Here is a 25,592-nt window from a genome sequence, read left to right on the forward strand (position 1 = left end):
TCGCCGTGACCGGTGCGACAAGCGACTTCGCCGCGGCCATCCTGCCGATGCTCCTCGCCGACCCCGCTGTCGACCGGGTCGTCGGCGTGGGTCGGCGGGCGCCACGGGTGGTCCACCCGAAACTGTCCATGGTGGCGATGGATATCCGCGACCCCGCGATCGAGCAGGTCTTCGCGGGCTGCGACACGGTGATCCACCTGGCGTTCGTCGTCGAGGAGCAGCGGGACAAGGAGGCATCCCGCGACGTCAACGTCCGAGGGTCGCGCACCGTCGTCGAGTGCGCGCACCGCGCGGGGGTCCGCCGCATGGTGATCGCGTCCAGTGCGAGCGCCTACGGCAGCCACGACATCCCGGTCCCCGTCACCGAGGACGAGTTCCCCACGGCCGACCCCCGTCGCTACTACTTCGCCGACAAGGCGGAGGTGGAGCACTTCGTCGAGTGGTGGCTGCGACGGCACCCCGGCGAGATGGCGATCTCGCTGCTGCGCCCCACGTTCGTCGTCGGGGCCGACATCGCCAACGACGCGATCGACATGCTTACCGGTGCCGCCATCGCCTTCTCCCACCCACGGGTGTCGCGCTACCAGTTCATGACCCAGGACGACCTCGCGTCTGCGTTCTGCATCGCAGCGCAGTGGGATCTGTTGGGGCCGTTCAACATCGCCCCCCGGGACCACACGACGGCCGTGGAGCTCGGCGCGATCCAGGGTCAACTCGTCCTCGCGGTTCCTCGCCGCCTCCTGCGCCTCGGCGCCGATCTCGGTCATCTGCTGCGGATCCTGCCGTTCTCGTCCCACTGGATCTCCGACGGCGAGGCCGCCCTGGACCCGGACCTGTTCTGCCGCACCACCGGCTGGGAGCCGTCGGCGGGGTCCACCCAGGTCGCCGCGGCGATGGTCCTGCTCCGGGGTCGGCCGGTGTTCGGCGGGGCGCAGAGTGTTCCCGCGCCCGGGGTCGCAGAGGTCGCCCTGGAACCGGCCACCCGTCGACTGCGCGCCTGGGCGACCTCCGATCCCCGGATCGGTCACCTCCTCGGCGATGTCGACGACGCCGTCGCCTCGGTGGCGCATCGCCGGGTCGACACGCCCGTCGGTGGGATCCACCTCGAGTGCCACCGCCCCCAGGTGTCTGTCGGGACGACCGTGGTCATCGCCGGACCACGGGGCCTGCATGCCCGGTACCTGACCCCGCTGGCCGCCCACCTCGCGCGAGCGGGGGTCGCCGTGGTCGTCGTCGACGGGCCGGGACGCGGGCTCAGCACGGGACGGCGAGGCACCCGTCGGGGTCACCGCACCGTGCTGGCCACGGTGGTCGCGGAGGTCGTCGACGGTCCCCGGGTGGTGGTCGCTGCCGCACGGCGCCGAGGCCGGGGAACCGACACCCTCGCTGCGGTGCCCGGGACCGACCGTCTGGTGGGATCCCGTGCGGGCATGCGCCTGCCCTGGATGGGTCGTCGCCGCACCGGGCGGCGGCGATCGTCCTCCACCGTTCCGGCGACGCTGGTGGTGACCCGTGCCGATCTGAGCAGCGGTGTGGGTCAGGCGAGGGTCGCCGACCGCATCCTGGCGGTCATGTCGCCGACGGCGAGCGACGTACCCGCGTCAGCCAGTCGAGCGTGAACTCGCGTTCGGTCGCGAACCCGGCCGACGTCTCGGTCACCAGCAGCTTCTCCACCATCGATCCCACGACGGCCAGGGAACTCTCGACCGTCCCGGTGAACACCATCTCGCACCGGTCCGCGCCCGTCGGGACCAGCGTCACCTGAGCGCGGACCGTGGCGGGCAACCCCTCCGCCTCGGAGAGGAAGCTGCCGTGTGCCTCGGGACCTGTTCGCGGCAGCCACGTCTCGGTACACCGCACGGTGACCGTCGACGGGGCGAACCGTGTCAGCGCCCGTGGGATCGACCGGCTGTCGATGCGTTGCCGGACGACGGCGGTGAACGATCCCTCCCCGTCCTGGGGCGGCGAGAACCGGATCACGTCACCGCCACCGGCGGCCATCAGCGCCGCCCGGTCCGTCCAGTACCGGGTGTCGGTCAGCGCGCCCAGCAACTCCTCCAGTGAGCAGGGGTAGGGCTCGACGTGGTCGACCGCTGTCGGCACGTCAGACCGACGCGCCCGCGGCGACCGCGTCAGCGTCGGCGAGGACGGCGTCGTCGATGCCTGCGGCCTCGGCGGATCCAACCGCGCCCGCGCTGTAATCGTTGTCGTCGGATGCCATCTCGTCGATCGAGGGCAGGTGGCGCGACAGGGCGTCGATGGCACGGTCGAGCTGTGCGTGGGTGTGTTCGGTCTGCACGCAGAGGCGCAGCATTGCCCGGTTCTGGGGGACGGCGGGGAACATGGCCGTGGCCGCGAAGATGCCCTCGTCGAACAACCGCCGCCACGTGTTCGACACGCGCAGTTCGGTGTAACAGAACGCGGGGACGATGGGCGACACCACCTCGGAACCATCCGGGAGCACCGACGGTTCGACCGTGGGTACACCGGCCGCCACGAGGCCGTCGCGCAGATACGCCGCGTTGTGCAGTGTGCGCGTACCGCGTTCGCGCCCCTCGTCGGTCTGCAGGAGCCGCACCGACGCCAGTGCCGCGCCGAGAGAGGCTGGTACGGCGGCGGTGGTGAACAGGAACGTCCGCGCGTGGGCCCGGAGGGCGTCAACGATGTCGCGGTTGCCGCAGACGAAGCCGCCGGTGGACCCCAGGCCCTTCGACATCGACCCCATCCGGACGTCGATGCGCTTCTCCACGCCGTACAGCTCAGCGGCGCCGGTACGGCGCTCACCCAGGCATCCGACGCTGTGGGCCTCGTCGACCATCAGTGCGGCGTCGTGCTTCTCGCACACGTCGGCGATCTCGTGCAGCGGGGCGAGGTCGCCCTCCATGGAGTACAGACCGTCCACGACGACGAGCTTCGCCCCGACCGAGCGGCTCAGGCGCTCGTCGAGTTGTGCGGCGTTGTTGTGCCGGAACGCGCGGATCTTCGCGCGGGACAACCGGGCGGCGTCGTAGATCGACGCGTGCGCCGCGGAATCGACGATCACGGTGTCCCCGACACCGACCAGTGCGGAGATGGCGCCGAGGTTCGCCTGGTAGCCGGTGGTGAACGTCAGCGCGTTCTTCGTGCCGTGCCAGGCCGCGAGTTCCGCCTCGAGCTGCACGTGCAGGTCGATGGTGCCGTTCAGCAGACGGGACCCGGTGACGGTGCTGCCGTACTGCTCCAGGGCGCGCTGCGCCCCTTCCCGCACCAGCGGGTGATCGGCCATGCCCAGATAGTTGTTGGAGCCGAGCATCACGCAGTCGCGGCCCTCCACCTGCACCGTGGGCGCGTTGACGCTGTTCATGACCCGGTAGAAGGGGAGTTGGTCGCTGTCGCGCATCACCCGATAGGCCCACACCCGCTTGTCGTGGCGGATGCGGTCGAGGATCAGTTGGGACGGCACGGGAACTCCTCACGATGGACGGTTCCGCATCGGGGCGGCGACGTGGCCACCCGATCGACGCGGACCTTCGCAGGACACCACGCAACCGCTGGTCAGAGGCAAGGGCCGACGTCACCTTCGGTTCCTGTCACAACCCGACCTGCGTGCGTTGTCAGCATCTCCGCCGCACGTGCATCCGCGTCGCCCGGTGTGTTAGGCATCACAGCGCGAGCCGGATCTGCCGGCGTGCGGACGACGGGGGTCCCGACCATGACGACGACAGCGGAGCGACCGGGGGACACCGCCTCCGACACCGGTGACGAGCTCGGCGGTCCCCTGCTCCGCGAGGCGCGGGCTGCTCTCCGACGCCGCCTCCCCGGCCTCGCCGACTGGGCCGCGTCGACGACGCTCGCCGAACGGGAGGCGCGCGGGAACGACGGCCTCGCGCAGTTCCGGGCGGCGGGCGGGTGCCGACTGATCGTGCCTGAGGAGATCAGCGGCGCCGGTGTCGGTGCGGTGGAGGCACTCGCGGTCCAGCGGGCCGTGGGCGCCGTGTCACCGTCCCTGGCCGTCGCGACGGTGATGCACCACCTGTCGATCGCGACAATCGTGCAGATCGCACAGGAGGGACCCGAGGAGGACCTGGCGTTGCTGCAGAGCGTCGTCGAGCAGGACTCGCTCATCGCGTCCGCCTTCGCCGAGGGTCGCGTCGGCGGCAGCACCCTGGTCCCGACCGTGTCCGCCGTGTACGACGACGAGACGGGCGACTACGTCGTCACCGGTAGCAAGAAGCCGTGCAGCATGGCGCATTCCATGACGTTCCTCGCCGCGAGTCTCGACGCGAAGGAGACCGAGGGCGGGAGGGGACGCAAGGCCGTGGGCCTGATCCCCGCGCAGATGCCAGGCATATCCGTCCGACCGTTCTGGACCTCACCCGTCCTCGCGGGTGCCGAGAGCGAGGAGGTCGTCCTCGACGGCGTCCGGGTGCCGGCGGCGCTGATGATGATCGGCACCATGCAGGACCCCGACGGTGTGCACGAGATGACCGGGTTCCTGTGGTTCGGTCTGCTCGCGACCGCCGGCTACATCGGGGCGGCGAGCACGCTGGTGGACCGCGTGCTGCACCATCCTCGCGCCGATCCGGCCGTGTACACACCGCTGGCGGCCGAGCTCGAGACGGGGATGGCCGCGCTCACCGCCGTGGCCGCGGCCTACGACGCGGGAGATCGGGGTCCGGAGCTGTCGGCCCGCCTGCTGTTCATCCGCACCGCGGTGCGCACCGCACTCCAGCGCGTCGCCTCCGGCGCGATGACGGCCCTCGGCGGACTGAGCTTCATCACCGACCCCGATGTCGCCTACCTCGGCTCTGTGCTGCAGGCGTTCTCGTTCCATCCCCCGTCGATCGCGGAGACACAGCGGTCCCTCTTCGACCACCACCGGGGCGGGGAATTCCGCCTGTCCTGACCCTGTCCCAACGTGTGGTGCGGACAGAGGACATTCGTTCATCTGACTGGCAGGTGACCTGATCCTTCGGTAGCGTCGCGAACATCGCGGCGTCGCCGAGAGCCGGCGACAGACCGCGGGGAACGGAGTCGCACCGGGGGCACATGGGTCGATTCACGCTGAACAGCAGCGCATTCGGGGCGATGGCAGCCGTCGGTCCGATCGCGGCCGCACGGCGGCGCTACCCGCAGTTCCGGCCGTATCCCCATGACGCCGCCTATGAGCGATGGATCGAGACCGTGGAGCCGGGCACCGTCGTCGATCCTGTGGGGGCCGTCGGGAACCGGTTCGGGGCCGTCCCGATGGTCACGGTCGTCGTGCCCGTGTTCAACGCACTGCCCCGCCACCTCGACGATCTCATGAGATCGCTGACAGCACAGACGTTCTCGGACTTCGAGGCCGTCTTCGCCGACGCCTCCACCGACCCCGCGGTGACAGCGCACCTCGCCTCGCTGTGCGTCGACGACCCCCGCCTGACGCACGTGTCCCTCGAGGAGAACGGCGGGATCTCGCGCAACACGAACGCCGGGATAGAGAGGGCGACGGGGGAGTTCATCGCCTTCGTCGACCACGACGACACGCTCGCGCCGCACGCCCTGAACGAGGTGGCGGCGTATCTGTTCGCCCACCCCGACACCGACATCGTCTACACCGACGAGGACAAGATCACCGACGACGGACGGTATCGTCACTCCCCACACCGCAAGCCCGGATGGTCACCGCACCAGTATCTCTCGTGCAATTACACCAGCCATCTGTGCGTGATCCGGCGCGAGCTGCTGGATAGACACGGCGGGCCGGACCCGCAGTTCGACGGTGCGCAGGACTACGAGCTGATCCTGCGTCTCACCTCGTCGGCGAGTCGGCCTGTCGTCGGCCACATCCCCAAGGTGCTCTACCACTGGCGCACCGCCGCCGGCTCGACGGCGGCGGAGTTCGAGGTCAAGTCCTACGTACGCGCCGCCGGGCGTCTCGCCGTCCAACGGGCTCTCGCCGCCCGTGGCGTCGACGGCGAGGTGGTCGCACTCGACGACAGGCCGGGATGGTTCGAACCGAGGATCTCGCCCGCGCCGGGAGTGTCGGTCCTTCTGCTGTGCGTCGGTCCCGAGGCGCCGGACCCCGATGCACTGCTCACCCTCACCGACACCTCGGCCTTCGGGACGGTGTCGTCCCGTCGAGCGGACGAGGTCGACCTGCCCTCCCTCGTCGACGCTCTGCGCGCCGAGGACATCGTCGTCGCCGTGCGCGAGAACGTGGTGCCCCACGGATCGGACTGGCTGCAGCTGCTCGCCGGGGTCACCGCCCTGGACGTTGTGGCCGCGGTGGCGCCCCGCATCGTCGACGGTGAGGACCGCATCGTCGACATGGGCAGGGTCCGGGACGCCTCGGAGATCCCGGACCCGCTCTTCGTCGGCCACCCCGTCGATCAGGGTGACGAACGCGGGCACCCCTCATGGGTCCGTGATGTCGACGAGCTATCCGGCGCCGTCGTGGTCGCCCGCCGCGACCGGTTCGGCCGCGATCCCGGTCCCGACGACCGTCTGGTGGTGTGGTCGCCGGTGACGATGACCGTGGCGGGTCCCCGTGCCCGTCCGCGGGTGTCGGTGTGTGTCCCGCTGTATCACCACGCGGACACCGTCGAGCGGTGTCTGCGCAGCATCCTCGACCAGGACCACGACGACTTCGAGATCGTCGTCGTCGACGACGCCTCGTCCGACGACGGTGCCGCGGTCGCCCGCACGCTCCTCAGGCCGGGTGACCGGGTGATCGTGAACCCGATGCGACTCGGTGCGGCCGAGAACCACAACCGGTGCGTCGAGGTGGCGCGCGGCGAGCTCGTCCAGTTCGTCCACGGTGACGACGAACTGCTGCCGGGTGCCCTGACGACGCTGGCGGCCGCATTCGACGACGACGATGTCGCCCTGGCCTTCTCGCGACGGCGACTCCTCACCGACGACGACGAGTTCCGTGAGTTCGCGGGGACCGTCCACCACAACTTCTCCGCACTGCAGACGACGAACGACGCCGATGCGTTGATCGCCGACGTGATATGGAAGGGTCTGTGGCGCAACTTCTTCGGTGAGCCGAGCAACGTCATGTTCCGACGCCACCGCGCACTGGACGCCGGGGGGTTCCGCGACGACCTGGCACAGACCTTCGACATCGACCTGTGGGTCCACCTGATCGCGGGCGGCCGCGTCGTCTTCGTCGACGAGGAACTGTCCGTGCGTCACCACGACGGGGACACCCTCAGTGCGGCGAACCGTCGGGCCGACCGCGACTGGCTCGACCACACACGGATGCTGTGGGGCGTCGCGATGGACGGTCGGATCCCCGCCAGGGCACGGGTGTACGCCGGGCTGTGGCTCACCACCTGTCATCCGACGTCGGTGATCGATGCACTCCGGTCGCCCGCGGGGACACGGCTCGGCAGGCTCGCCGACGTCGCCGTGCTCCCGTTGACCGAGATCGAACGACGCAGGCGTGTCGCCGGGTCGGCGGCACGGACACCGCAGGAGGTGGGCTGACATGTCGCTGTTCGTGGGGATACCCGTGTACGGGCAGGTGGAGATGACGCACGACCTCATCGCGGATCTCGAGCGCGAAGACGTCGACTACGTGATCGTCGACAACAAGGGCGATTACTACAGGGCCGCCGACGAGACCGTGGTGCGCCCCGGCCGGAACCTGGGATGGGCGGGTGGGTCCAACCTCGCCATCCGGATGGGCTTCGCCGACGGCTACGACTGGGCCATGACGCTCAACAACGACGTGCGGCTCTCCCGCGGGTTCGGTACCGGCGTGACGGTCCCCGGTCTCCCCGAGGACGCCGGCGTGGTGGCACCCGTCTACGACGACCGCGCCCACCTCGCGGTGCTCAGTGACTACCGGGGTCCCGCGGAAGACTATGAGCCACAACCGGTCTACCGGGTCACCCCGATCGTCGACGGCACGGCGATGGCCATCAGCCGCGACGCGTGGCGCGACATCGGCGAACTCGACGAGCGGACGTTCGGGTCCTACGCCTGGGGCGCGAACCTCGACCTCTGCCTCCGGGCCCGGGACGCCGGCTACGGCGTGTACGGCACCGAGACCAGCTTCATCAACCACCTCGGCCGGCGCACCGTCCGGGAGATGGACTCGAGGTACGTCCGACGCGCCATGAAGGTGATGACGCGGGCGATGAAGAGCCTCTACGGCACGAACTGGCGCGCGACGGCGTTCCCGCCGGTCATCGAACGACGGGAACTGGGCACACACCGCGTGGTCGACCCCCTCGTGCGCGAGCCCGGCCAGCACGGCTGAGCCATGGGCGGGCGGGCCTCAGGCCCCGTCGCCCATCCGTCGGTGGCGACCCAGCCGAGGAGTGGCGTCGACCGTCTCCGCCTCGATGATCGAACTCGCACCGGACCCGTCGTCGGGACCGGTCGGGATGCGCAACGCCGACAACAGATCCCGGTAGAGCGGACTCGAGTCGAGCAGCTCCGCATGTGTGCCCTGGGCGATCAGATGCCCGTCCTGCAGGACGACGATGAGGTCGGCGTCGACGACGGTCGAGAGGCGGTGGGCGATCGTGATGACCAGGCCGGTCCGGGCGTGGGCGACGATCGCGTCGTGGATCGCGGTCTCGGTCAACGCGTCCACCTGCGCGGTCGCCTCATCGAGCAGCAGGACAGGGCGCCTGGCCAGCAGTGCACGTGCCACGGCGACGCGCTGACGCTGACCCCCCGACAGCGACGTCGAGGAGATCTCGGCGTCGAGGCCACCGGGGAGGTCGGTCACCAGGCGTCCCAGCGACAACTGCTCCAGCACCCGGATCATGTCGGCCTCGGAGACCTCGGTGTTGATCAGCTGCAGGTTCTCGCGCAGCGTGCCCGGGATGAGCGGGGACTCCTGCTCGACGTAGGCGAAGTGGGTGCGCGTGTTCGACGCGGGGACGTCGCTGTAGGCGCTGGAACCGAGGCGGAGTTCGCCGCTCTCGGGTTCGAGGAAGCGCAGCAGCAGCGAGAGCAGCGTGGTCTTGCCGGCGCCCGACGGTCCGATGAGCGCGACGTGGCCGCGATGGGGCATGCGCAGGTCGATGCCGTTGAGCACCGGATCGCCGCCGGGGTAGGCCGCGTGGACGCCGCGCAGGAGCATGCCCGAGCCATCGCCGATCGGGTGGACGACACCATTCGTCGGCGGTGTGACCGGTCCGAGGGACAGGGGCCGTTCCGGCTCGGACGGGATCGCGTCGATCTGACGGATGCGACGCGCGGCCGCGAGGCCCGCCTGCAGGCCGGTGACGCTGGTGCTCAACTGACCGATGGGGTCGCCGATCTGGAAGGCGTACAGCAGGAACGCGACCAGGGTCGACACCGTCATCGCCCCGTCGGCGACGCGCACGGCGCCGACGGCCAGGATGATCAACACCGCGGCCTGGACCCCTGTCCACGAGGTGGTGATGGCCAGCGCCTGGCGCCGCACCGCCCGCATGTTGAGGTCGCGGGAGCGCTCTGCGATCTCGTCCAGGCGCGACCGGACGCGCTCCTCCGCGGTGGCCGCCTTGATCGACTTGATGGCGCGCAGGTTGCCGTCGAGCTCGGCGCCGAGCTCACCGACGGCGGCCTGTGCCTGCTCCTGGGATCGGGCGATGGCGGGCAGCAGGAGCCCGAAGAGGATGACCACGACGATGATCGCGGCGATGGTCACACCCACGAGGGTGATGTCGAGGATCGCCATCATGACCAGCGCGCCGATCATCATGACGACGCCGTTGACGCCGCCGACGATGCTCGACGACGCCGCGTCGCGCAGCAGCAGCGAATCCGAGGTCACCCGGGTCACGAGCTCGCCGACGGGACTCTTCTGCAGCGGGGTGAGACGGGCGTAGAGGAATCGGAGGTTCATGCGACGGCGGGCGTCGTAGACGACGCCTTCGGACAGCTTGCCGAGGGTGACCATCTGCCACCACTGGGCGAGTGCCCCGACGGCGACGAGGACGACCAGGATGCCCAGTGGTCCGCCCATCGACGCCTTGGCGTTGACCGTGTCGAGGATGTGCTTGGTCGCGAGAGGCGTGCCGAGGCGCGCGGCGGTCGTCACGAGTCCGGCCGCGGTGGCCAACGCGAACAGCGGCAGGCGGGGTCGGATCAACTCCCAGAGCAGTCGCGTGCGGGGTTCGTCGGACTCTGAGACGGCCCCCCGGCCGGTCTTTCCTTCGCCCATGGAACGACAGTGTTCCAGACCCCCGTACGACAGGCTCGTCAGCTGCGGCGGTCCAGGCCGTGCATCTCCCGCAGGCGGGCGTTGTAGGCGGCGAGCGCGGCGTCGTCGTCGTCCATGTCCGTGGTGTCGTCGTCGCCCGCGGTCGGGGAACCGAGCGTGGCCTCCCGGCGGGCGTTGTCGAGCCAGGACGTGCGTCGCGGCTCCGACGGGTCGCGGGAGCGGTCGGTGCGGATCCACTGACCGGCCACCACCAGCAGCAACACCATCATCAGACCGTCGCCGGCGAACCACATGATGGCGCCGGCCAGCGACTGGTCGGCGAGGGGGTCGGGACCCCACCCCATCCGCGACGCGGAGTACACCGGCGCGATCTCGGTGGCCGTCAGCATGAGCACGACGCCCACCATCGTGTCCGGGCCCATCGCGATGAGCAGGGTGACGAAGCGCACCGGATGCGACAGCTGGTGCCCGGAGATCTCGGTGCCGATGCACGGCAGCAGGAAGAGGTACCCGGTCACGAGGTAGAGGACGGTCTCGGACTCGTGCACCCAGGAGTGCTGGCCCATCACCTGCTGGAAACCCGTCAGGTGGGTGCCCACCAGCACGGCCGCGTACAGCGGGACGGTGAAGGCAGGCGACGTGACGAAGCGGGTGACGGGGAACGTCATGAACCCACGGATGCGGGCGGACGTCGTCGGTGACGAGGCCTCCACGGCCAGTCGGATCGGCTGTGCCAGCACCAGCAGGAGCGGGATCACCATGATCAGCAGCAGGTGGACGATCATGTGGACCGAGAACAGGTGGTGGGAGAACACCGCCAGCGGTGAGTTCAGCACCGCCACCAGCAGCACCACCGCGCCGGCCATGGCCGCACTCCGGCCGACCGGCCACGGACGGACCCGGGCCGAACCGACGACGTAGGCGCCGACGACGACCGCGATCACGACCCACCAGGTCCAGGTGACCGTCCAGCTCGTGAGGAGGTCGGGACGCTGCATGGACATCACCGGTCCAGTATGCGCCCGTCAGGAGGCGCCGGGATCCCTGCCCGTTTCGCCCGATTCTGCTGTCTCAGAACCTGTTCCGTTCGACGCGTCCGTGCCGGCCGCACCACCGCCCGCCGCTGCGGTGCCGTCGGCGACGACACCGCTCGGCGCGGCCGTCGTGGACGGCGGTGTGGAGGCCGCCGGGGCGGGAGCTCCGGTCGCCGGGACGGTCGCCGAGGGAAGGGGACTGACAGCCGTTGTCACGGTGACGACAACGGGAGTCGACGAGGACGAAGTGCCCGGGCCCGGTCGCGGCACGGCAGCGCGCCCGCCACCGTCGCTGCCCACCCCGCTCGACGACCCGACGCGTGCGTCGCCCGCACCCGGGTCCGTCCGCGGGGTGACAGCGGAGACGAGAGCAGCGTCAGCGGCCACCGGTCGGCCGTCCGCGATGACGGTGGTGGTGCCGACCGGCCCGACGAGCACCTGAACCCATCCGTCTGCGGTGGCGACGGCGGTGATCCGGACGGCGCCGACGGTGGACAGCATCGGAAGGGATCCGGGGGCCCGCCCCGGCCCGGACGGTGCGGAGACCGCCGATCCCGGCACGACCGATCCCGCCGCGGTCGGTGCGACCGATTCGCCGCCGCGGGTGCCCCACCAGGCGCCGCTCACCACGGAGCTCGCGACGAGGGCCAGCGCAGCGGTGGTGCCGATGCGCCGGCCGAGTCCGGGCGGCGTCTCCGCACCGCGGACCGGCGCGGCGAGCGCGACCTGGGCTCGCAGCGCTGCCCTCGCGGTCTCGAAATCCCACGGTTCGCGCATCCCGTCCCCCTTGGCCGGCGGACCGTCCCGTGATTCGCCGGGGGCACGGTAACAGACTCCCGGATCGTGAGTCAGGGTCGTTACCGCAGGTCAGGGAGCTGGGGAGTCAGTACCCGATCGATCGCATGGGTGCCGGGTCCCAGAGTCCCGACCGTGTCGCGCTGCCCAGGTCCAGTCGTGCGGTGGGGGCGGGCTCGATGGGGGTGAAGCGCTGCAGCGATCCCCAGTCGTTGCCCCAGTCGTCGCGGAGGTAGGTCGGCAACAGCTGTGGTCGCAGCATCGCCTCGGTCAGGCCCAGTGGCCCGCCCGCCTTGCCCGACATCCACGTCTGGCTGTTCTGCCGTGTCGCCCCCGCGTCCGGCAGGATGCGCCACTCCGGCACCTCCTCCACGCCGTTGTGCACACCCATCGGCCGCTGGCACGGGAACACGAACGCCGGCACCCAGTCGATGAGGACCGGGGCGGTGCGACCGACGACCTTCTCCAGCGTCGTCATGGTGCTGATGCGGGGCGGTGTCACGGCGACCCACTGGTCGGAACCGCCGCCGGTGTCGGCGACGACCAGCCGGGTGACGGTCGCACCGGCGGGCGCGTCGGAGAGCGGAAACCGCAGGTTGCGCCAGGTCGGGGCCTCGCCCACGTCGATCGGGGTGCGCTGACCCACGGCGGCGACCCTGCCGTCGGCGCCGACGCGCCCGTACTCGATGCGGACCTGCTGGCCCGACGACACGACGCCGAGCCCGTTGACGGCCTGCACCGCGCCGGCGACCGACACCGTCAGCAGCGGCGCGTCGTCGCTGCGGGGCGGCATCTGATACCAGTCGGAGGTCAGGGAGCCACCGGGTCCGCCGAAGCTGCCCAGCACCGGGGTGCGGCTCGGCGACAACCCGAACGGCAGCTTCACCGTCGAGCCGTTGACGCCGCGCTCGCCCTGGCCGCCACCGGTGCCTCCCTCGGACGACTCGTCGCCCGAGGTGTCCGACGATCCGGCGGAACCCTGCGCGGTGTTCGTGGAGCTGCTCGTCGAGCCCGTCGAGTCGCTGCTCTGCGTGGTGTCCACCGAGAGGTCGTTCGGGACACCGTTCGGGGTGAAGCCCGCGGCACCCGACCCGGCGAGCGCATCGCCGGGGGAGGTGGTGGGGGACTGTCCGGCCACACGGGCGGTCGAGAGCAGCCCCGCGGTCGGATCGGTCTCGACGAGCACGAAGTCGGCCATGCCGCAGATGTGTCCGGAGAGCGCTCGCGCGTTCGACGACGCCCACGAGAAGCTGTTGCGCTGGACGACCGCGCCCTTGACCAGCGACAACACCTCGAAGACGACGACGAGACCAATGAGGGTCGGGACGAGGGCCCCGGATAGTCGGGTGCGCAGCTGCTCGCGGGTGCCGCCGGTGCGGACGTCGTCGGTGACGTGGTCGTCGCGCAGGTGCTGCCACAGGCCGAGGAGTCCTGCGGCCACCGACAGCGCCAGGAGCACCCAGTACAGGGGGAGCCCGCCGATCGCCGGGGGGCGGTCCCGCCACGGGACGCCGTAGGTCCCGACGAACCACCAGCCGTTGATGCCCGCGAACGCGATGCCCGCGACGAAGAGCAGGCCCGCGACGAGGAAGGTGCGGTTGCGACGCCGTCGGAGGACGGCCGGTGCCGCCATGGCGCCCGCCGCGGCGGCGAGACCGGCGGCGATCCCGGCGTAGACGCCGAGATGGTGGGTCCACTTCGTCGGGGTGAACGAGATGATGAAGACGGTGCCCAGGATGACGGCGATCAGACGCCACACGGGTCCGCGCGCGATGCCCTTGGGCGACCGTCGCCGCAGCATCACGAGCATGACGAACACCAGCAGCAGGAACATCGTGAGGATGCCGAACCGGCGGGCGAGCGAGGCGTCGACCTGGTTGGGCAGCAGCAGGTAGTAGTAACGGACCGGTTCCTGCCACCACTCGAGCGTGGGGCCGACGGCGCTGGCGACCTTCGAACTGGTGATGACACCGGCGAGGGTGTTGTCGGCGAATATCTCGAACAACACCGACGTCCCCGCGGCCAGGATCGGCGCGAGGATCGGGAGCAGCCCGTCCCGGTGCCGTCGCTTGGCCAGTCGTTTCACGAGGGGTCGGATGCCGGCGACGAGCGCGGCCACGGCCATCAGGCCGCCCGGGGCGATCGCGAGGGTGAACGCCGCGAAGATCGTCGCGGTGGCCAGCGGGAGGAACCGTCCCGTCGCGATGGCCCGGTCGACCGCGCACCAGGTGAGCAGTGCGCCGACCGCGAGCGCCGGTTCCGGGCGCAGACCGTTGTTGAACGGCAGCCAGATGGCGAGGAACACAGTGGCGCAGGTCCACAGGGCGGGTGTCGAGTGCCGCACCGTCCGGCCCAGCCGGGGGATGACCTCCCGGCTGAGCAACCACCAGCCGAGGACGCCGAGCAGGAAGGCGGGCAGACGCATCCACGGTGCGGCGAGGCTGACGTGGGTCATGGCCCGGATCACCTGGTAGTGCCAGCCGAACGGGTCCTGGGGCACACCGAAGTAGCGGTAGTAGTTGATCGGGTACCCGGCGCCGTCGGCGACGCGACCGACCGTGAAGTTGTAGCCGTCGTCGGAGGTGTTGCCGCCCAGGAACCACCACAGGGCGAGGACGCCGACGATCAGCGCGTCGACGGGGCGCAGCGTGAACCAGCCGGCGGGCAGGAACCGTCGATGCCGTCGGCCGTCGCCGGAGTCGAGGATGCCCAGGCTCACCAGCGACATCAGCGTCAGCGCGATGCCCAGGACGATCGCGGTCAGCTTGAGTGCGGTGGGGGTGGTGACGAACCGGGTGTCGATGGTGGCCCGCACCGACAGGCCGTCTGCGGGGGTGGAGCTCGGCAGGTCGGTGTAGACGCCGACGATCTGCGGGCGCAGGTTGGGGTCGCCGACACCGAAGGTCAGCTGTCCGCTCGCCGTGGACGGCAGCCCGACGATCTGTGCGCGGGTGCCGGTGCCGTCGAAGCGCATCTCGATGCGACAGTTCGGATCCGACTGCGCCGCGGCACGCGGGGTGTTGACCAGCACCACGTTGCGGTCGGTGACCTGGATGGTGTCGGAGGTGACCGAGACGAACAGGCCGCGGGCGTAGGCGTCGGACCCGTCGGGCGGGATGGTCGAGAGGAGGTTGCCGCCGTACGACGGCAACCGGGCCGCGGTCGAACAGGGCACCGACACGTCGGCGTCGATGGGGACGAACGACACCAGTGGCGCCGCGATGTTCCCGACGGTCTGTTGCGGCCACGAGAGCTGTGCCGTCGTCTGGTTCACCGGCAGCAGCGGGGTCGAGAGCGCGAGCAACGCCCCGAGCAACCCGGTCACCACGGCGACGATCCGCACGATGCGCAGGCGTCGGGCCGACGGCGGCGCGACGGCCGCCGTGGTCTCGATGGTGCTCACTGATGTTCCCCCGGAGGTGGTCTGGTCGGCGGTGTCGTCGCCGTCGCGGGCGGGGTCCGTCGTGCTCATGAGTCGTCGGACCTCACCACACGGATCGACCCCTCACGGGACCACCCCCACCGGTTCTGTTCGCCGAGTGTGGTGGTCGCGGCCGGCGCGTCCCCGGCCAACGGTGTCAGACGTTCCAGCGAACCCCAGTCGCGATACCAGTCGTCGCGCAGGTAGCTCGGCACGGTCGTCGGCGTGGTGGTGCCCTCCGAGATGCCCAGCAGGCCACCGTCGTCGGAATCCATCCACGTCTTCGACTGCGACAGTGCGGTGATGCGGTCGGGCAGGATCCGCCACCGCGGCACCTCGGTCACGCCGTGACGGGTGACGATCGGCCGCTGGCAGGGGAACTGGGCCGCGACCGTGAAGTCGATGAGCGTCGGTGTGCTGGTGCCGACGACGTCCTGGAGTGTGCGCAGCTGCGCGGCCCGGGGCGGGGTGATGGCCAGCCACTGGTCGGACGTGAGGTTGTCGTCGACGGCGACCACCCGCATGACGTCGGCGCGGGGCGGGATCGCGGCGGTCGGGATGCGCAGGTTGCGCCACGGCCGGTTCGGCGGCTCGGGCCCCGGATCGATCGGCATGAAGGGCGCGCCGACCTGCTCGAACGTGCCGGTCGCGGAACGGGTCCCGAACTGGACCTGCAGCGATCGTCCGAACTCGCCGACACCGTCGACGTCGACCGACGCGATCGCGCCCGCGGCGGTCAGGACGATGAGCGGGGTGCTGCCGCGCCGGGGCAGGCGGTACCAGTCGGTGGTGAGCGAGGCCTTGCCGGAGTCGTAGCCGTAGCTGCCGAGCACGGGCGTGCGGGCCGGGTCGAGTCCGAACGGCAGGGCGACGGTGGACCCGTTGACGGTGCGGGGTCCGTTGCCCCCCAACGTCCCCGCCGACCCACCGACGACGTTGAAGGGGTTCTGCACGATCCCGGCCACGTTCATCTGGCCGGGCTTGGACTGGGTGGCGTCGGGCGACAGGTCCGAGGCGACCCCGTTGGGCGTGAACCCGACGGCGTCGGTGCCGGCGAGGGCGGCCGACTGCGAGCGCCCGTCGGCGGGCGTCAGCATCCCGGTGTTGACGTCGGGCTCCACCAGGACGTCGTTCGCCATGGCGCAGGTGTCACCGCTCAGGGCGTGGACGTTCGCGCCGACCACGGTGAACTCCGAGCCCCGGGCGACCGCGGCTTTGGCGAAGACAGCGAGTTCGGCGACGACCATGAGGATCGCGATGACGGCGATGGGCGACGACGCCAGCGTCAGTCGGCGTCGGTCGGCGCGCGACGCGGTGTCGACGGGGGCGTCGACGTCGACGTCGGACTCGTGGACCATGCCGCGGTGGGCGACGAAGTCGACGCGGAGGTGCAGCCAGACGGCTGCGGCGGAGGCGAGCACGGCCAGAACCAGCAGGATGCTGGACACCTGGATGCCCGCGAGCACCGGTGCGCGGTCGAACCAGGAGATGCCGAAGTCGTATGCCCACGGCCACGCGTTCTTGCCGGCCATCGACGCGGCGAGCGCGAAGAGCAGCCCGGCGACGAGCACCGCGAGGTTGCGCGCCGAGCGTGCGGCCGACTGGGCGATCGCGACGGTCGCGACGGCGGCCAGCGCCGCGGCGACACCGGCGAAGATGCCGAACTGGATGGTCCACTTGGTGGGCGCGAACACCCACAGGACCAGGGTGACGCCCACGGCGCCGACCCCACGCCAGACGGGCCCCGGATCGATGCCACGGATCCGCTTGCGGCGCAGCATGACCGCGAGGACGACGAACACCGACGCCAGGAGCAGCAGCACCGGGACCCGTCGTGTCAGGGCGCCGTCGTCGGTGCTGACGGTGATGAAGAAGTAGCGGAAGTACTCCTCGTGCCAGCTGAGCGCCGGGCCGACGGTGAAACGGATGCGGACGGCGTCGTAGACGGTGGCCAGCGTCTGGTCGCGGAAGACGACGACGAGGGTGAGGAGCCCCGCGGCGACCACCGGCAGGACGAGGGCCGCGATCCCGGCCTCGCGGCGACGTCGCAGCACGACGGCGAGCATCGCGCGACTGCCCGCGATGAGGACGGCGACCGCGATGACCCCGTGCGGGGCGAGGGCGAGGGTGAGGCCGGCGGCCAGGGTGGCCAGGGCGGCGGGGAGCAGGCGGCGGGTACCGATGGCCTGTTCCACACCCCACCAGGTCAGGAGCGATCCGGCGACGATGATCGGCTCACTGCGCAGGCCGCTGTCGAAGGGGAGCCAGAACGCGACGAACAGGGCGGCGGCGGCCCAGATGGCCCACCCGCTGCGGCGCACGGCCGCGCCCATCCGGGGCAGGAGCACCCGGCTGAGCACGAACCAGGACGCGAGCGCCGCAGCGAGGGCGGGCAGGTGCATCCACAGGCCGGCGGTCGACACCTGCGACCAGTGGCCGAGCAGGCTGTAGTACCAGTCGAACGGCGCCTCGGGGATGTCGAACCAGCGGTAGTAGTTCGCGAGGTATCCGGCCGCGTCGGCCGCGCGTCCCATAGTGAGGATGTAGCCGTCGTCGGGGGTGCCGGCGCCGAGGAAGAGCCACAGGATCATCACGGCGGTGACGGCGAGATCGCTCACGCGCGGGGCGAGGACACGCCGCCACGAGCGCACGCCCACGCGGCGGTGATGCCCGCCGAGCCAGTCCAGGCGCGCCAGGGCGAGCAGGGCGAGTGCCACGGCGACGATCCCGACGATCATCACCAGCAGCTTGAGCACGGTGGGGGAGCTGGAGTAGCGGCTGTCGACGCCGACGTCCACCCGCAGCCCCTGCGCGACGGCGGCCTGCACCTGCGGGGTGGTCAGCGTCGAGTAGATGCCGGAGACCTGCGGTCGCTTGTCGGGGGCGACGACACCGGCCGGTCCGAGTCCGACGAACTGCGCGCTGGTGCGCGTCGGCGACACCTCGATCGACAGCGACCGGCACTGCGGTGACGCGACGGCCGATCGGGCCGCGGACGCCGCGACCTCGCCCCGGAACGACACGGTGGCGGTCTGCGCCGTCGCCGCCACGACGAGGGACTTCTGCGATGCGCCGTCGGCGCCGGTCGGCATGGTCGCGAGCAGCGTCCCCGACGTCCCCAGCGCGGAGAACAGGGAGCAGGGGATGGTCGCGGTCAGGGTCTGCGGCGTCTGGGCGGCCAGCGGTGCCACGACCGACGGGGTGTCGGCGGCGAGGCGCTGCCCGGTCGGCCACGAGATGGACGCGGTGGTGGTGGTGACCGGGAGCAGCGGGGTCAGGATGCAGGCCAGCACCCCGACGATCCCCGCGACGACCGCCACCAGACGTGCGGTGCGGGCGGAGCGGAGGCCGGTGGGCCGACCTGCGGACGTGTGATCCCCCGAGTCACCGGATGTCCGGTCGTCCGTCGAGTGATCGCTTGCGGACCCGTCGTCGGACGGTCGGGCGGTCATCGGCACGAGGTCCGATGGTAGGCGACGGGGTTGTCAGTACCTGATGGGCGCGGGGCTCCACAGTCCGCTGCGTGTCGCGGTGCTCAACTCGAGGCGTGCCGGTTGCACCGAATCGGCGAACGGGGTGTACCGGATCAGCGATCCCCAGTCGCGACCGATGTCGTCCTGCAGATAGGACGGAACGGTCGTCGAGTCGAGGGCCACCTCGATCCAGCCGAGCGGACCGCCACCGGAGGCGTCCATCCATGCCGACACCGCCGCCGACAGGTCCGCGCCCGGCATGATGCGCCACCGCGGCACCTCGGCGACCCCGTCACGGAGGTCGAAGGGGCGCTGGCACGGGAACGCCAGACCGGAGGTCCAGTCGATCTGGACGGGGTCGCTGGTGCCCACGAGGGACTGCAACGTCTGCACCTGCGGGACACGGGGTGGGCTGAGGACCATGAACCGGTCGGACGCCAGGTTGTCGTCGACCGCGACGATGCGTACCGCGGTCGCGTCGGCCGGCAGCGAACTGCGGTAGATGCGCAGGTTGCGCCAGGACGGGCTCGGACCGGGATCGATCATCCCGACCGACCCGGCGGCGGTCAGCTCGCCGTCCCGTCCCGACGTGCCTGTCGTGTACTGCAGCTCGAGGTCGGTGATGTCGAAGGACCCGGCGGCCGCGAGCGCGATGAACGGGCGGTCCGGGGACTTCGACGGCAGTCGGTACCACGCCGAGGTCAGCGACGACGGGACCTGGTCGTTCTGGCTGTAGCTGCCCAGCACGGGGGTCCGTGCGGGGTCGAGCCCGAAGGGCAGTTTGGCGAACGAGCCGTTGACCCCGGCCCGGTCCGTCTCACCGCCGCCGGTCCCGCCGGAGCTGCTGGTGAGGATGTCGGAGGACGCGGTCACGTTGGTGGCCAGGACGCCCAGCGACTGCTCGCTGGCCTCGGAGTCCAGCGACATCGGCAGACCGTTGGGGGTGAACCCGGTCGTCACCGACGGCTTCGGCTTGTCCGACCCGTCGGTCTCGTCGGTGCCGCTGCCGCCGGTCGCGACACCCGACCCCGCGAGCGGCGTGCGCAGCGACGGGTCGACGGGGGTGAGGAGGCCGGCGCTCGGGTCGGGCTCGACGAGGACCTTGTCGGCCATGGCGCAGTGCTGACCGAGCAGGGCGTCCACGTTCGACGAGGGCACGGAGAACGAGCCGCTCTGGTTCACGCCGGACAGCACGGCGGTCACCAGTTCGAACGTGACGATCGCGGCGGCCACGATCGCGATGGGGGCTGCGCCGGCGCGGCGGGCGACGGTCGAGCCCACCCGGACCGGACGCCGCGTCGACGACTCCGACGTCCCCGCGCCCGCCACCCCGACGTACGGGGTGCGCAGGTGGAACCAGCCGGCCGCCGCCAGCGCGGCGAAGCTGAGGTAGAGCAGGACGCTGCCGAGCGCGACGACGATCTTCACCGGCTGCGTGCCGTAGGGCATGCCCCAGTTGGAGATGTAGTAGTAGGCGTTGGGTCCGGTGAACGTCAGTCCCGTGACGAACAGGACGAGTGCGGTGACCAGCATCCGGTTGCGGCGTGACGTCATCGCCTGCCTCGTCACCGCGATCGCCGCGATGGCCGCCAGCGCCGCGGCGAGACCGGCGAACACCCCGAAATGGTGCGTCCACTTGGTGGGGGTGAACATCAGGAAGACCAACGACGCGAACGTGATCCCGACGATGCGGCGGGTCGGCCCCATCGCGGTGCCCGGGATCCTGTTCTTGCGGAACAACATCGCGCCGGAGACGACGAGCCCGACGAGCATCATCAGGACCGCGAAGCGCCGCCCGACGGACCCGTCGGCGGAGAACGCGAAGAGCGACGAGTAGCGGTTGATCTCGTTGTACCAGTGCAGGGACGGGCCCAGTGCGGTCTTCATCTTCGACGCCTGCAGGAAGCCGGTGAGCGTGAGGTTGGAGAACACGACGAAGACCACGAACGTCCCGGCCGCCAGGACGGGCGCGAGCAGGGCGAGCAGCGCCGTCCACCGGTTGCCGTCGCCGCGGATGACGCGGGACCGCTTGAGGATCGACATGATCATCGGCCGGCCCCCGGCCACGAGGGCGGCGACGGCCATCAGCCCGGTCGGGCCGGCCGCCAGGCTGAACGCGCCGAGCGTGCAGGCGACGGCGGCGGGCAGGATGCGTCCGGTGGCGATCGCGCGCTCCACCGAGCACCAGGTGAGCAGCGCGCCGAGGCAGATGATCGGCTCGGGACGCAGGCCGTTGTTGAACGGGAACCACGACGCGAGGAACACCACGGCGGCCGTCCACGGGACGATCGCGGTGGTGGTCGCGGCGCGGCCGAGGCGCGGCAGGATCTCGTGGGAGACGATGAGCCACACCGCGATCCCGCACAGCAGCGCGGGCAGGCGGACGAGCGGGCTCGCGGTGCTGATGTGGGTCAGCCAGCCGAACACGCTGTAGTACCACCCGAACGGCGCCTCGGGCGCACCGAACCAGCGGTAGTAGTTGGCGGTGTAGTGCGCGTTCTCCGCGACCCGCGCCATCGTCAGGAGGTAACCGTCGTCGGAGGTGTTGGCGCCGACGATGTGCCACACGGCGAGTCCGGCGATGACGACGATGTCGCGGGGGTTCAACCGCCACCAGCGGGCGGGGAAGATGCGTCGGTGTCGTCGGCCGTCGGTGCCGTCGAGGACGGCCAGGGCCCCGAGGGACACCAGCGTCATGGCGACCCCGACGCCGATCGCCACCCATTTCAGTGGCGTCGCCGCCGTGGCGTACCGGGAGTCGACGGTCGCGTGGACGCGCAGACCCGACACCTGCGACTGCGGCACGGTCAGATCGCTGTAGACGCCGGTGAGTTGGGGACGCTGGTCGCCGTCGGAGGTCTCGCCCTGCAGTGGTTTCCCGTCGGAACCGGTCATGCCCACGAACTCCGCTGTCACCTCGTCCGACGTGGCGCGCACCTCGATGCTGCGACATCCCTGCTCGCGCATCTGCGCCACGGTCGCACTGACGAGCGGGATGTTGCGGACGACCACCTCGACGGACCGGGTGTCGAGGGCGTCGCTGCTGCGCCCGGAGAGCCGGACGAACAGGCCGCGCTCGACGGCCTTGTCCGCGTCCTTGGGTGTGGTCGACACGAGGACCGACTGGCCCTGCGCGGTGACCAGCGCCGCGGCCGAGCACGGGACCGACATCTCGAGGTCGACCGGGACGTACCCGACGAGCGGGGCGATCACCGATCGCACGGGGTCCGACGCGCCCTGTCCCGACGACTGCTGTCCCGACGACGCCCGCTGGGGCCAGTCGATCTGGGCGGTGGTCTGCTGCACGGGCAGCAGGGGGGTGGCGATCGCGAGCACGAAACCCAGGAGTCCGGCGACGACCGCGACGACCTTGGCGATCCTCACCCGGTCACGCGTCGGTCGTGGCACGGGGCGGTCATCAGGCACAAGAGGTGATCGTAACCAGTGACATGCGCCCTACAGTTGTGCCATGTCCGCGCCGACCGTGCTGCTCCTCAACGGGCCGAACCTCAACATGCTGGGCACTCGTCAGCCGGAGGTGTACGGCACGGCCCGCCTCGAGGATGCCGTGGCCGTCGCCGAGCGCGCCGCCGCCGAGGTCGGCCTGCGGATCGACGCGCGGCAGACCAACCACGAGGGCCAGATGATCGACTGGATCCACGAGTCGCGGGGCGCGGTGGCCGGCATCGTCGTGAACCCCGGCGGATGGACGCACACGTCGGTCGCCCTGGCGGACGCGCTGGTGATCCCCGAGGTGCCGATCGTGGAGGTGCACCTGTCGAATGTCGCCGCCCGCGAGCCGTTCCGGCACCATTCGTACGTGTCACCGATCGCCGCGGCGGTGATCGCCGGGTGCGGCGTGCTCGGCTACGATTTCGCCGTCCGCGCCCTCGCAGAGCTGCTCGGCGAGCGGTGACTTGGGTCACACCTGGGAGTTGGCGGCACTGCTCTGACCTGTGGTGCCCGACGCGCGCGACCGGCGTTCACCTGCCGTACCCCGGTCCGTGGTGGCCGGGACGCGCTGCGTCCTCCGTTAGTATTCCTCGCAATGTTCACAGGGTCGCGACGGAGGGACGTCATGCACGGTCCTCACCCGTCCCCCGGAGAACCTGTCACGCGTGACAAGAGGGGTGACGTCGACGGCCCTCTGCGCGACGTCGAGGCATCCCTGACACGCAGTCGCTTCCGCGTCCTGTCCGCGCTCATGACCTACTTCTCCCGGCCCCGCTGGTGGGTGGAGATCGCCGTCATCGGCGGGCTCTACGCGATCTACTCGCTCATCCGGAACAGCGTGGGGGAGGTCGCCGCCACCGCCTATCGCAACGCGGGATCCATCCTCGCGTTCGAGGACCGCTGGCACGCCGCCCTCGAACGGCCCCTCAACGAGTGGGTGCACAACACCCCGGTCGTCGCCGACGTCGTCGCGTTGCAGTACGCGACGCTGCACTTCATCGTGACTCCCGCGGTCCTGATCTGGCTGTTCTTCCGGCGTGGCGCCCACTACCGCCGTGTGAGCGCCGTGTTGATCCTGACGACGGTCCTGGCCCTCATCGGCTTCTACTGGTACCCGACGGCCCCGCCGCGGCTGCTGCGCCACGAGGGCTTCGTCGACGTCATGAGCCAGACCTCGAACTGGGGTTGGTGGCCGGAGTCCGGGGCTCCCGGGTCGGACGCCATCTCCAACCAGTTCGCCGCGATGCCGTCGCTGCACTGTGCGTGGGCCGCGTGGTGCGGTCTCGCCCTGGTGTTCCTGGCCCGCCGGCGGTGGGTCAAGGTCCTCGGCGGCATCTACCCCTTCACCACCTTCTTCGTCGTCATGGGGTCGGGAAACCACTTCGTGCTCGACGTCCTCGCCGGGCTCGGCACGCTCGCCATCGCGGCGGGGATCGTCTTCGGGGTTCGACGCCTCTGGGTCGTGCGGGTCAGCGGACGCATCGCCGCGCTCCGTGCGCAATCGGTGGCCGTGGGCTCCGGCGCCCCCGATACCCTCGACGCGTGCGCCGCGCAGGACCCGTCGACCACCCTCGACGCACCGTTCCGCCCGGCGCCGTCGACCCCGCCCGCGGTGATCGCACCGCCGACGATCGGGTCGTGACCGCGGGGGTCGTGCGCCCCAGCCGCACGCCGACGGACATCCCGTCGTGGACACGTGCCCTCCCGTTCCTGGTCGCTGTCGTCGCGACCGTCGCCCTGGTGGTGGCGAGTCCGACCCTGGGCGACCTGCAGGCCGCGATCGCCCGGGAGGAGGCCGCCCGGTCCGGCGTGGGCCTCGGCTACTGGTTCGGGTGGTACGGGGGGGTCAGCCCCGGTAGCTACTCGCTCATCGTCCCCGCACTCTCGGCGCTCACGGGGTCGCTCGTGCTCCTGGCCATCGCGACCCTGGTGATCGCCGCACTGGCCCATCCGCTCGCCCATCTGCGCCCCGGCGCCACGTCCGGTCCTCTGGCCGCCCGTCCGACCCTCACGACGTGGGCGATCGTGGTGGCGGCGGTGCTCAACATGATGTCCGGTCGGGTCGCGTTCGCCGTGGGCGCGGCGATCGCGCTCATCGCCGTGCTCGCCGCCGGTCACGGCCGGAGCGGGGTCGCGGCCGCGGTGCTCGTGGTCTCGGGGCTCGCGAGCCCCCTGGCGCCGGCGTTCGTCGGTCTCGCCGCCGTCCCGTTCCTCCTCGGCCCCGCACGCCGCTCCCGGGACCTGTGGACCCTGCTGGGCGGGGCAGCACTCGGCGTGCTGATCCCGTTCGCCCTGTTCGGCGCACCCGGTGCGCAGGGCTTCCCGTGGACGACCCTGTTCTGGGTGGTGCTCATCGGGATCGGCGCCGGCGTCGCGCTCACGTCCGCCCCACAGCGCTGGATCTCGCCCGTCGCCGTCGCGGTCGCGATCGTCGTGTTCGCCGTCCCGAACGGGGTCGGGTCGAACCTCAGTCGGTTCTTCTGTCTCGTCCTGCCGTGTCTGGTGCTGTTCTTCTCTCGGCGATCGCTGGTCATCGTCCTCGTCGCGATCACGCCGGCGGTGGCCTACGCGGGGTTCGTCGCCGTCGCCGACCAGGTCGCCGTGGCCGACTCCGGCAACTCCGAGAGCGACTACGCCCCACTGCGACTCGCGTTGCTGAGCGGCCCCGGGCTCATCAACCACCGCGTTGAGCTGATCGACGCGGGCACGCACGCCGGCTCGCACGAGCTGGGGTCGCTGGTGAAGCTCGCCCGCGGGTGGGAGAACCAGAGCGACGCCCGCTTCAACCCCATCTTCTACGACGAGGGTGCTCTCACCCCGCTGTCGTATCGACGCTGGCTCACCGAGAACGCCGTCTCCTGGGTCGCGCTGTCGGGTAAGCCCCTCCGCCAGGGCATGAAGGAGGCCGCGCTGGTGCGCTCCGGGCTGCCGTATCTGACCCGGGCGTGGGCCGGTGGCGGATGGACGCTGTACCGCGTCGCGAACGCGACGGCCGTGGTCCCCGAGCCGTTGCGGCTGGTCACCGAGACGCCGTCGGAGGTCGTCGTCGACGTCCCGGACACGGGCAGCCATCCGATCCAGATCCGGCCGAACCGATACCTCGTGGCGCGCAGCCTGGACGACCCCACCCGGACGGCGTGTCTGTCGTCCACCGCGGACGGGTGGGTGTCACTGCGGGCGCCGGTTCCCGGTCGGTACACGCTGCAGGGTGCGCTCTCGGTACGCGGCGTCCTCGCCGAGTTGTCGCCGACCTGCGGGTCCTGACCCGCCTGCGCACGGAACTC

The 25,592-nt window shown here is 71.0% G+C and carries 15 protein-coding genes; 7 read left to right on the top strand and 8 right to left on the bottom strand.

What is annotated here, in order from left to right; translation table 11 throughout:
• The first annotated feature begins 5 nt into the window (after nt 1–5).
• Complete coding sequence (locus tag LX14_RS08485) at nt 6–1,619, top strand: NAD-dependent epimerase/dehydratase family protein (protein ID WP_253646783.1); 1,614 nt, start codon at nt 6–8, stop codon at nt 1,617–1,619.
• Here the strand turns inward: LX14_RS08485 and LX14_RS08490 are convergent.
• Both LX14_RS08490 and LX14_RS08495 read right to left on the bottom strand, forming a co-directional pair.
• Nucleotides 1,570–2,103, bottom strand: coding sequence for a DUF2505 domain-containing protein (locus LX14_RS08490; RefSeq protein WP_253646784.1), 534 nt, complete (start codon nt 2,101–2,103; stop codon nt 1,570–1,572). The two genes, LX14_RS08485 and LX14_RS08490, sit on opposite strands and share 50 nt — an antisense overlap.
• A 1-nt stretch (nt 2,104) precedes the next feature.
• Complete coding sequence (locus tag LX14_RS08495) at nt 2,105–3,442, bottom strand: aminotransferase class I/II-fold pyridoxal phosphate-dependent enzyme (RefSeq protein WP_253646785.1); 1,338 nt, start codon at nt 3,440–3,442, stop codon at nt 2,105–2,107.
• Between the two features lie 249 nt (nt 3,443–3,691).
• On the opposite strand from LX14_RS08495, the gene LX14_RS08500 reads away from it, so the two are divergent.
• The 3 genes from LX14_RS08500 to LX14_RS08510 all read left to right on the top strand — a co-directional run bounded on the left by LX14_RS08500 (nt 3,692) and on the right by LX14_RS08510 (nt 8,230).
• Nucleotides 3,692–4,885, top strand: a complete 1,194-nt coding sequence (locus LX14_RS08500) for an acyl-CoA dehydrogenase family protein (protein ID WP_253646786.1) — start codon at nt 3,692–3,694, stop codon at nt 4,883–4,885.
• Between the two features lie 143 nt (nt 4,886–5,028).
• Entirely contained in the window at nt 5,029–7,452 is a 2,424-nt protein-coding gene (locus LX14_RS08505; protein ID WP_253646787.1) for a glycosyltransferase, read from the top strand.
• A 1-nt stretch (nt 7,453) separates the two neighbouring features.
• A complete protein-coding gene (locus LX14_RS08510) occupies nt 7,454–8,230 on the top strand; it encodes a glycosyltransferase family protein (RefSeq protein WP_253646788.1) in 777 nt (258 codons plus the stop codon).
• An 18-nt stretch (nt 8,231–8,248) separates the two neighbouring features.
• Here the strand turns inward: LX14_RS08510 and LX14_RS08515 are convergent, their stop codons facing one another.
• The 6 genes from LX14_RS08515 to LX14_RS08540 form a co-directional block, all read right to left on the bottom strand.
• The gene (locus LX14_RS08515; RefSeq protein ID WP_253646789.1) at nt 8,249–10,132 is read right to left on the bottom strand and encodes an ABC transporter ATP-binding protein; all 1,884 of its coding nucleotides are present in this window, start codon (nt 10,130–10,132) and stop codon (nt 8,249–8,251) included.
• Nucleotides 10,133–10,170: 38 nt separating this feature from the next.
• Entirely contained in the window at nt 10,171–11,130 is a 960-nt protein-coding gene (locus tag LX14_RS08520; protein WP_253646790.1) for a cytochrome c oxidase assembly protein, read from the bottom strand.
• A gap of 27 nt (nt 11,131–11,157) precedes the next feature.
• Nucleotides 11,158–11,943 carry a hypothetical protein gene (locus tag LX14_RS08525; RefSeq protein WP_253646791.1) on the bottom strand — a complete coding sequence of 262 codons (786 nt, stop codon included), beginning with the start codon at nt 11,941–11,943 and terminating at the stop codon, nt 11,158–11,160.
• 106 nt (nt 11,944–12,049) lie between these two features.
• Entirely contained in the window at nt 12,050–15,433 is a 3,384-nt protein-coding gene (locus tag LX14_RS08530) for an arabinosyltransferase domain-containing protein (RefSeq protein ID WP_253646792.1), read from the bottom strand.
• Nucleotides 15,430–18,834, bottom strand: coding sequence for an arabinosyltransferase domain-containing protein (locus tag LX14_RS08535; RefSeq protein WP_253646793.1), 3,405 nt, complete (start codon nt 18,832–18,834; stop codon nt 15,430–15,432). Before LX14_RS08535 ends, LX14_RS08530 begins: the two co-directional genes overlap by 4 nt.
• A 33-nt stretch (nt 18,835–18,867) precedes the next feature.
• The gene (locus LX14_RS08540) at nt 18,868–22,239 is read right to left on the bottom strand and encodes an arabinosyltransferase domain-containing protein (protein ID WP_253646794.1); all 3,372 of its coding nucleotides are present in this window, start codon (nt 22,237–22,239) and stop codon (nt 18,868–18,870) included.
• A gap of 85 nt (nt 22,240–22,324) precedes the next feature.
• Here LX14_RS08540 and aroQ point away from each other — a divergent pair, with 85 nt between their 5' ends.
• The 3 genes from aroQ (at nt 22,325) to LX14_RS08555 (ending at nt 25,572) form a co-directional block, all read left to right on the top strand.
• The gene (aroQ, locus tag LX14_RS08545) at nt 22,325–22,771 is read left to right on the top strand and encodes a type II 3-dehydroquinate dehydratase (protein ID WP_253646795.1); all 447 of its coding nucleotides are present in this window, start codon (nt 22,325–22,327) and stop codon (nt 22,769–22,771) included.
• A 162-nt stretch (nt 22,772–22,933) separates the two neighbouring features.
• Nucleotides 22,934–23,950: a phosphatase PAP2 family protein gene (locus tag LX14_RS08550; RefSeq protein ID WP_253646796.1), complete on the top strand. Its 1,017-nt coding sequence runs from the start codon at nt 22,934–22,936 to the stop codon at nt 23,948–23,950.
• Nucleotides 23,947–25,572 (top strand): hypothetical protein, encoded by a 1,626-nt coding sequence (locus tag LX14_RS08555; protein ID WP_253646797.1) that lies wholly within the window; start codon nt 23,947–23,949, stop codon nt 25,570–25,572. Before LX14_RS08550 ends, LX14_RS08555 begins: the two co-directional genes overlap by 4 nt.
• The last annotated feature ends 20 nt before the right edge of the window (nt 25,573–25,592 follow it).

This window comes from Williamsia deligens (assembly GCF_024171765.1).
GTDB classification, from domain to species: Bacteria; Actinomycetota; Actinomycetes; order Mycobacteriales; family Mycobacteriaceae; genus Williamsia_A; species Williamsia_A deligens.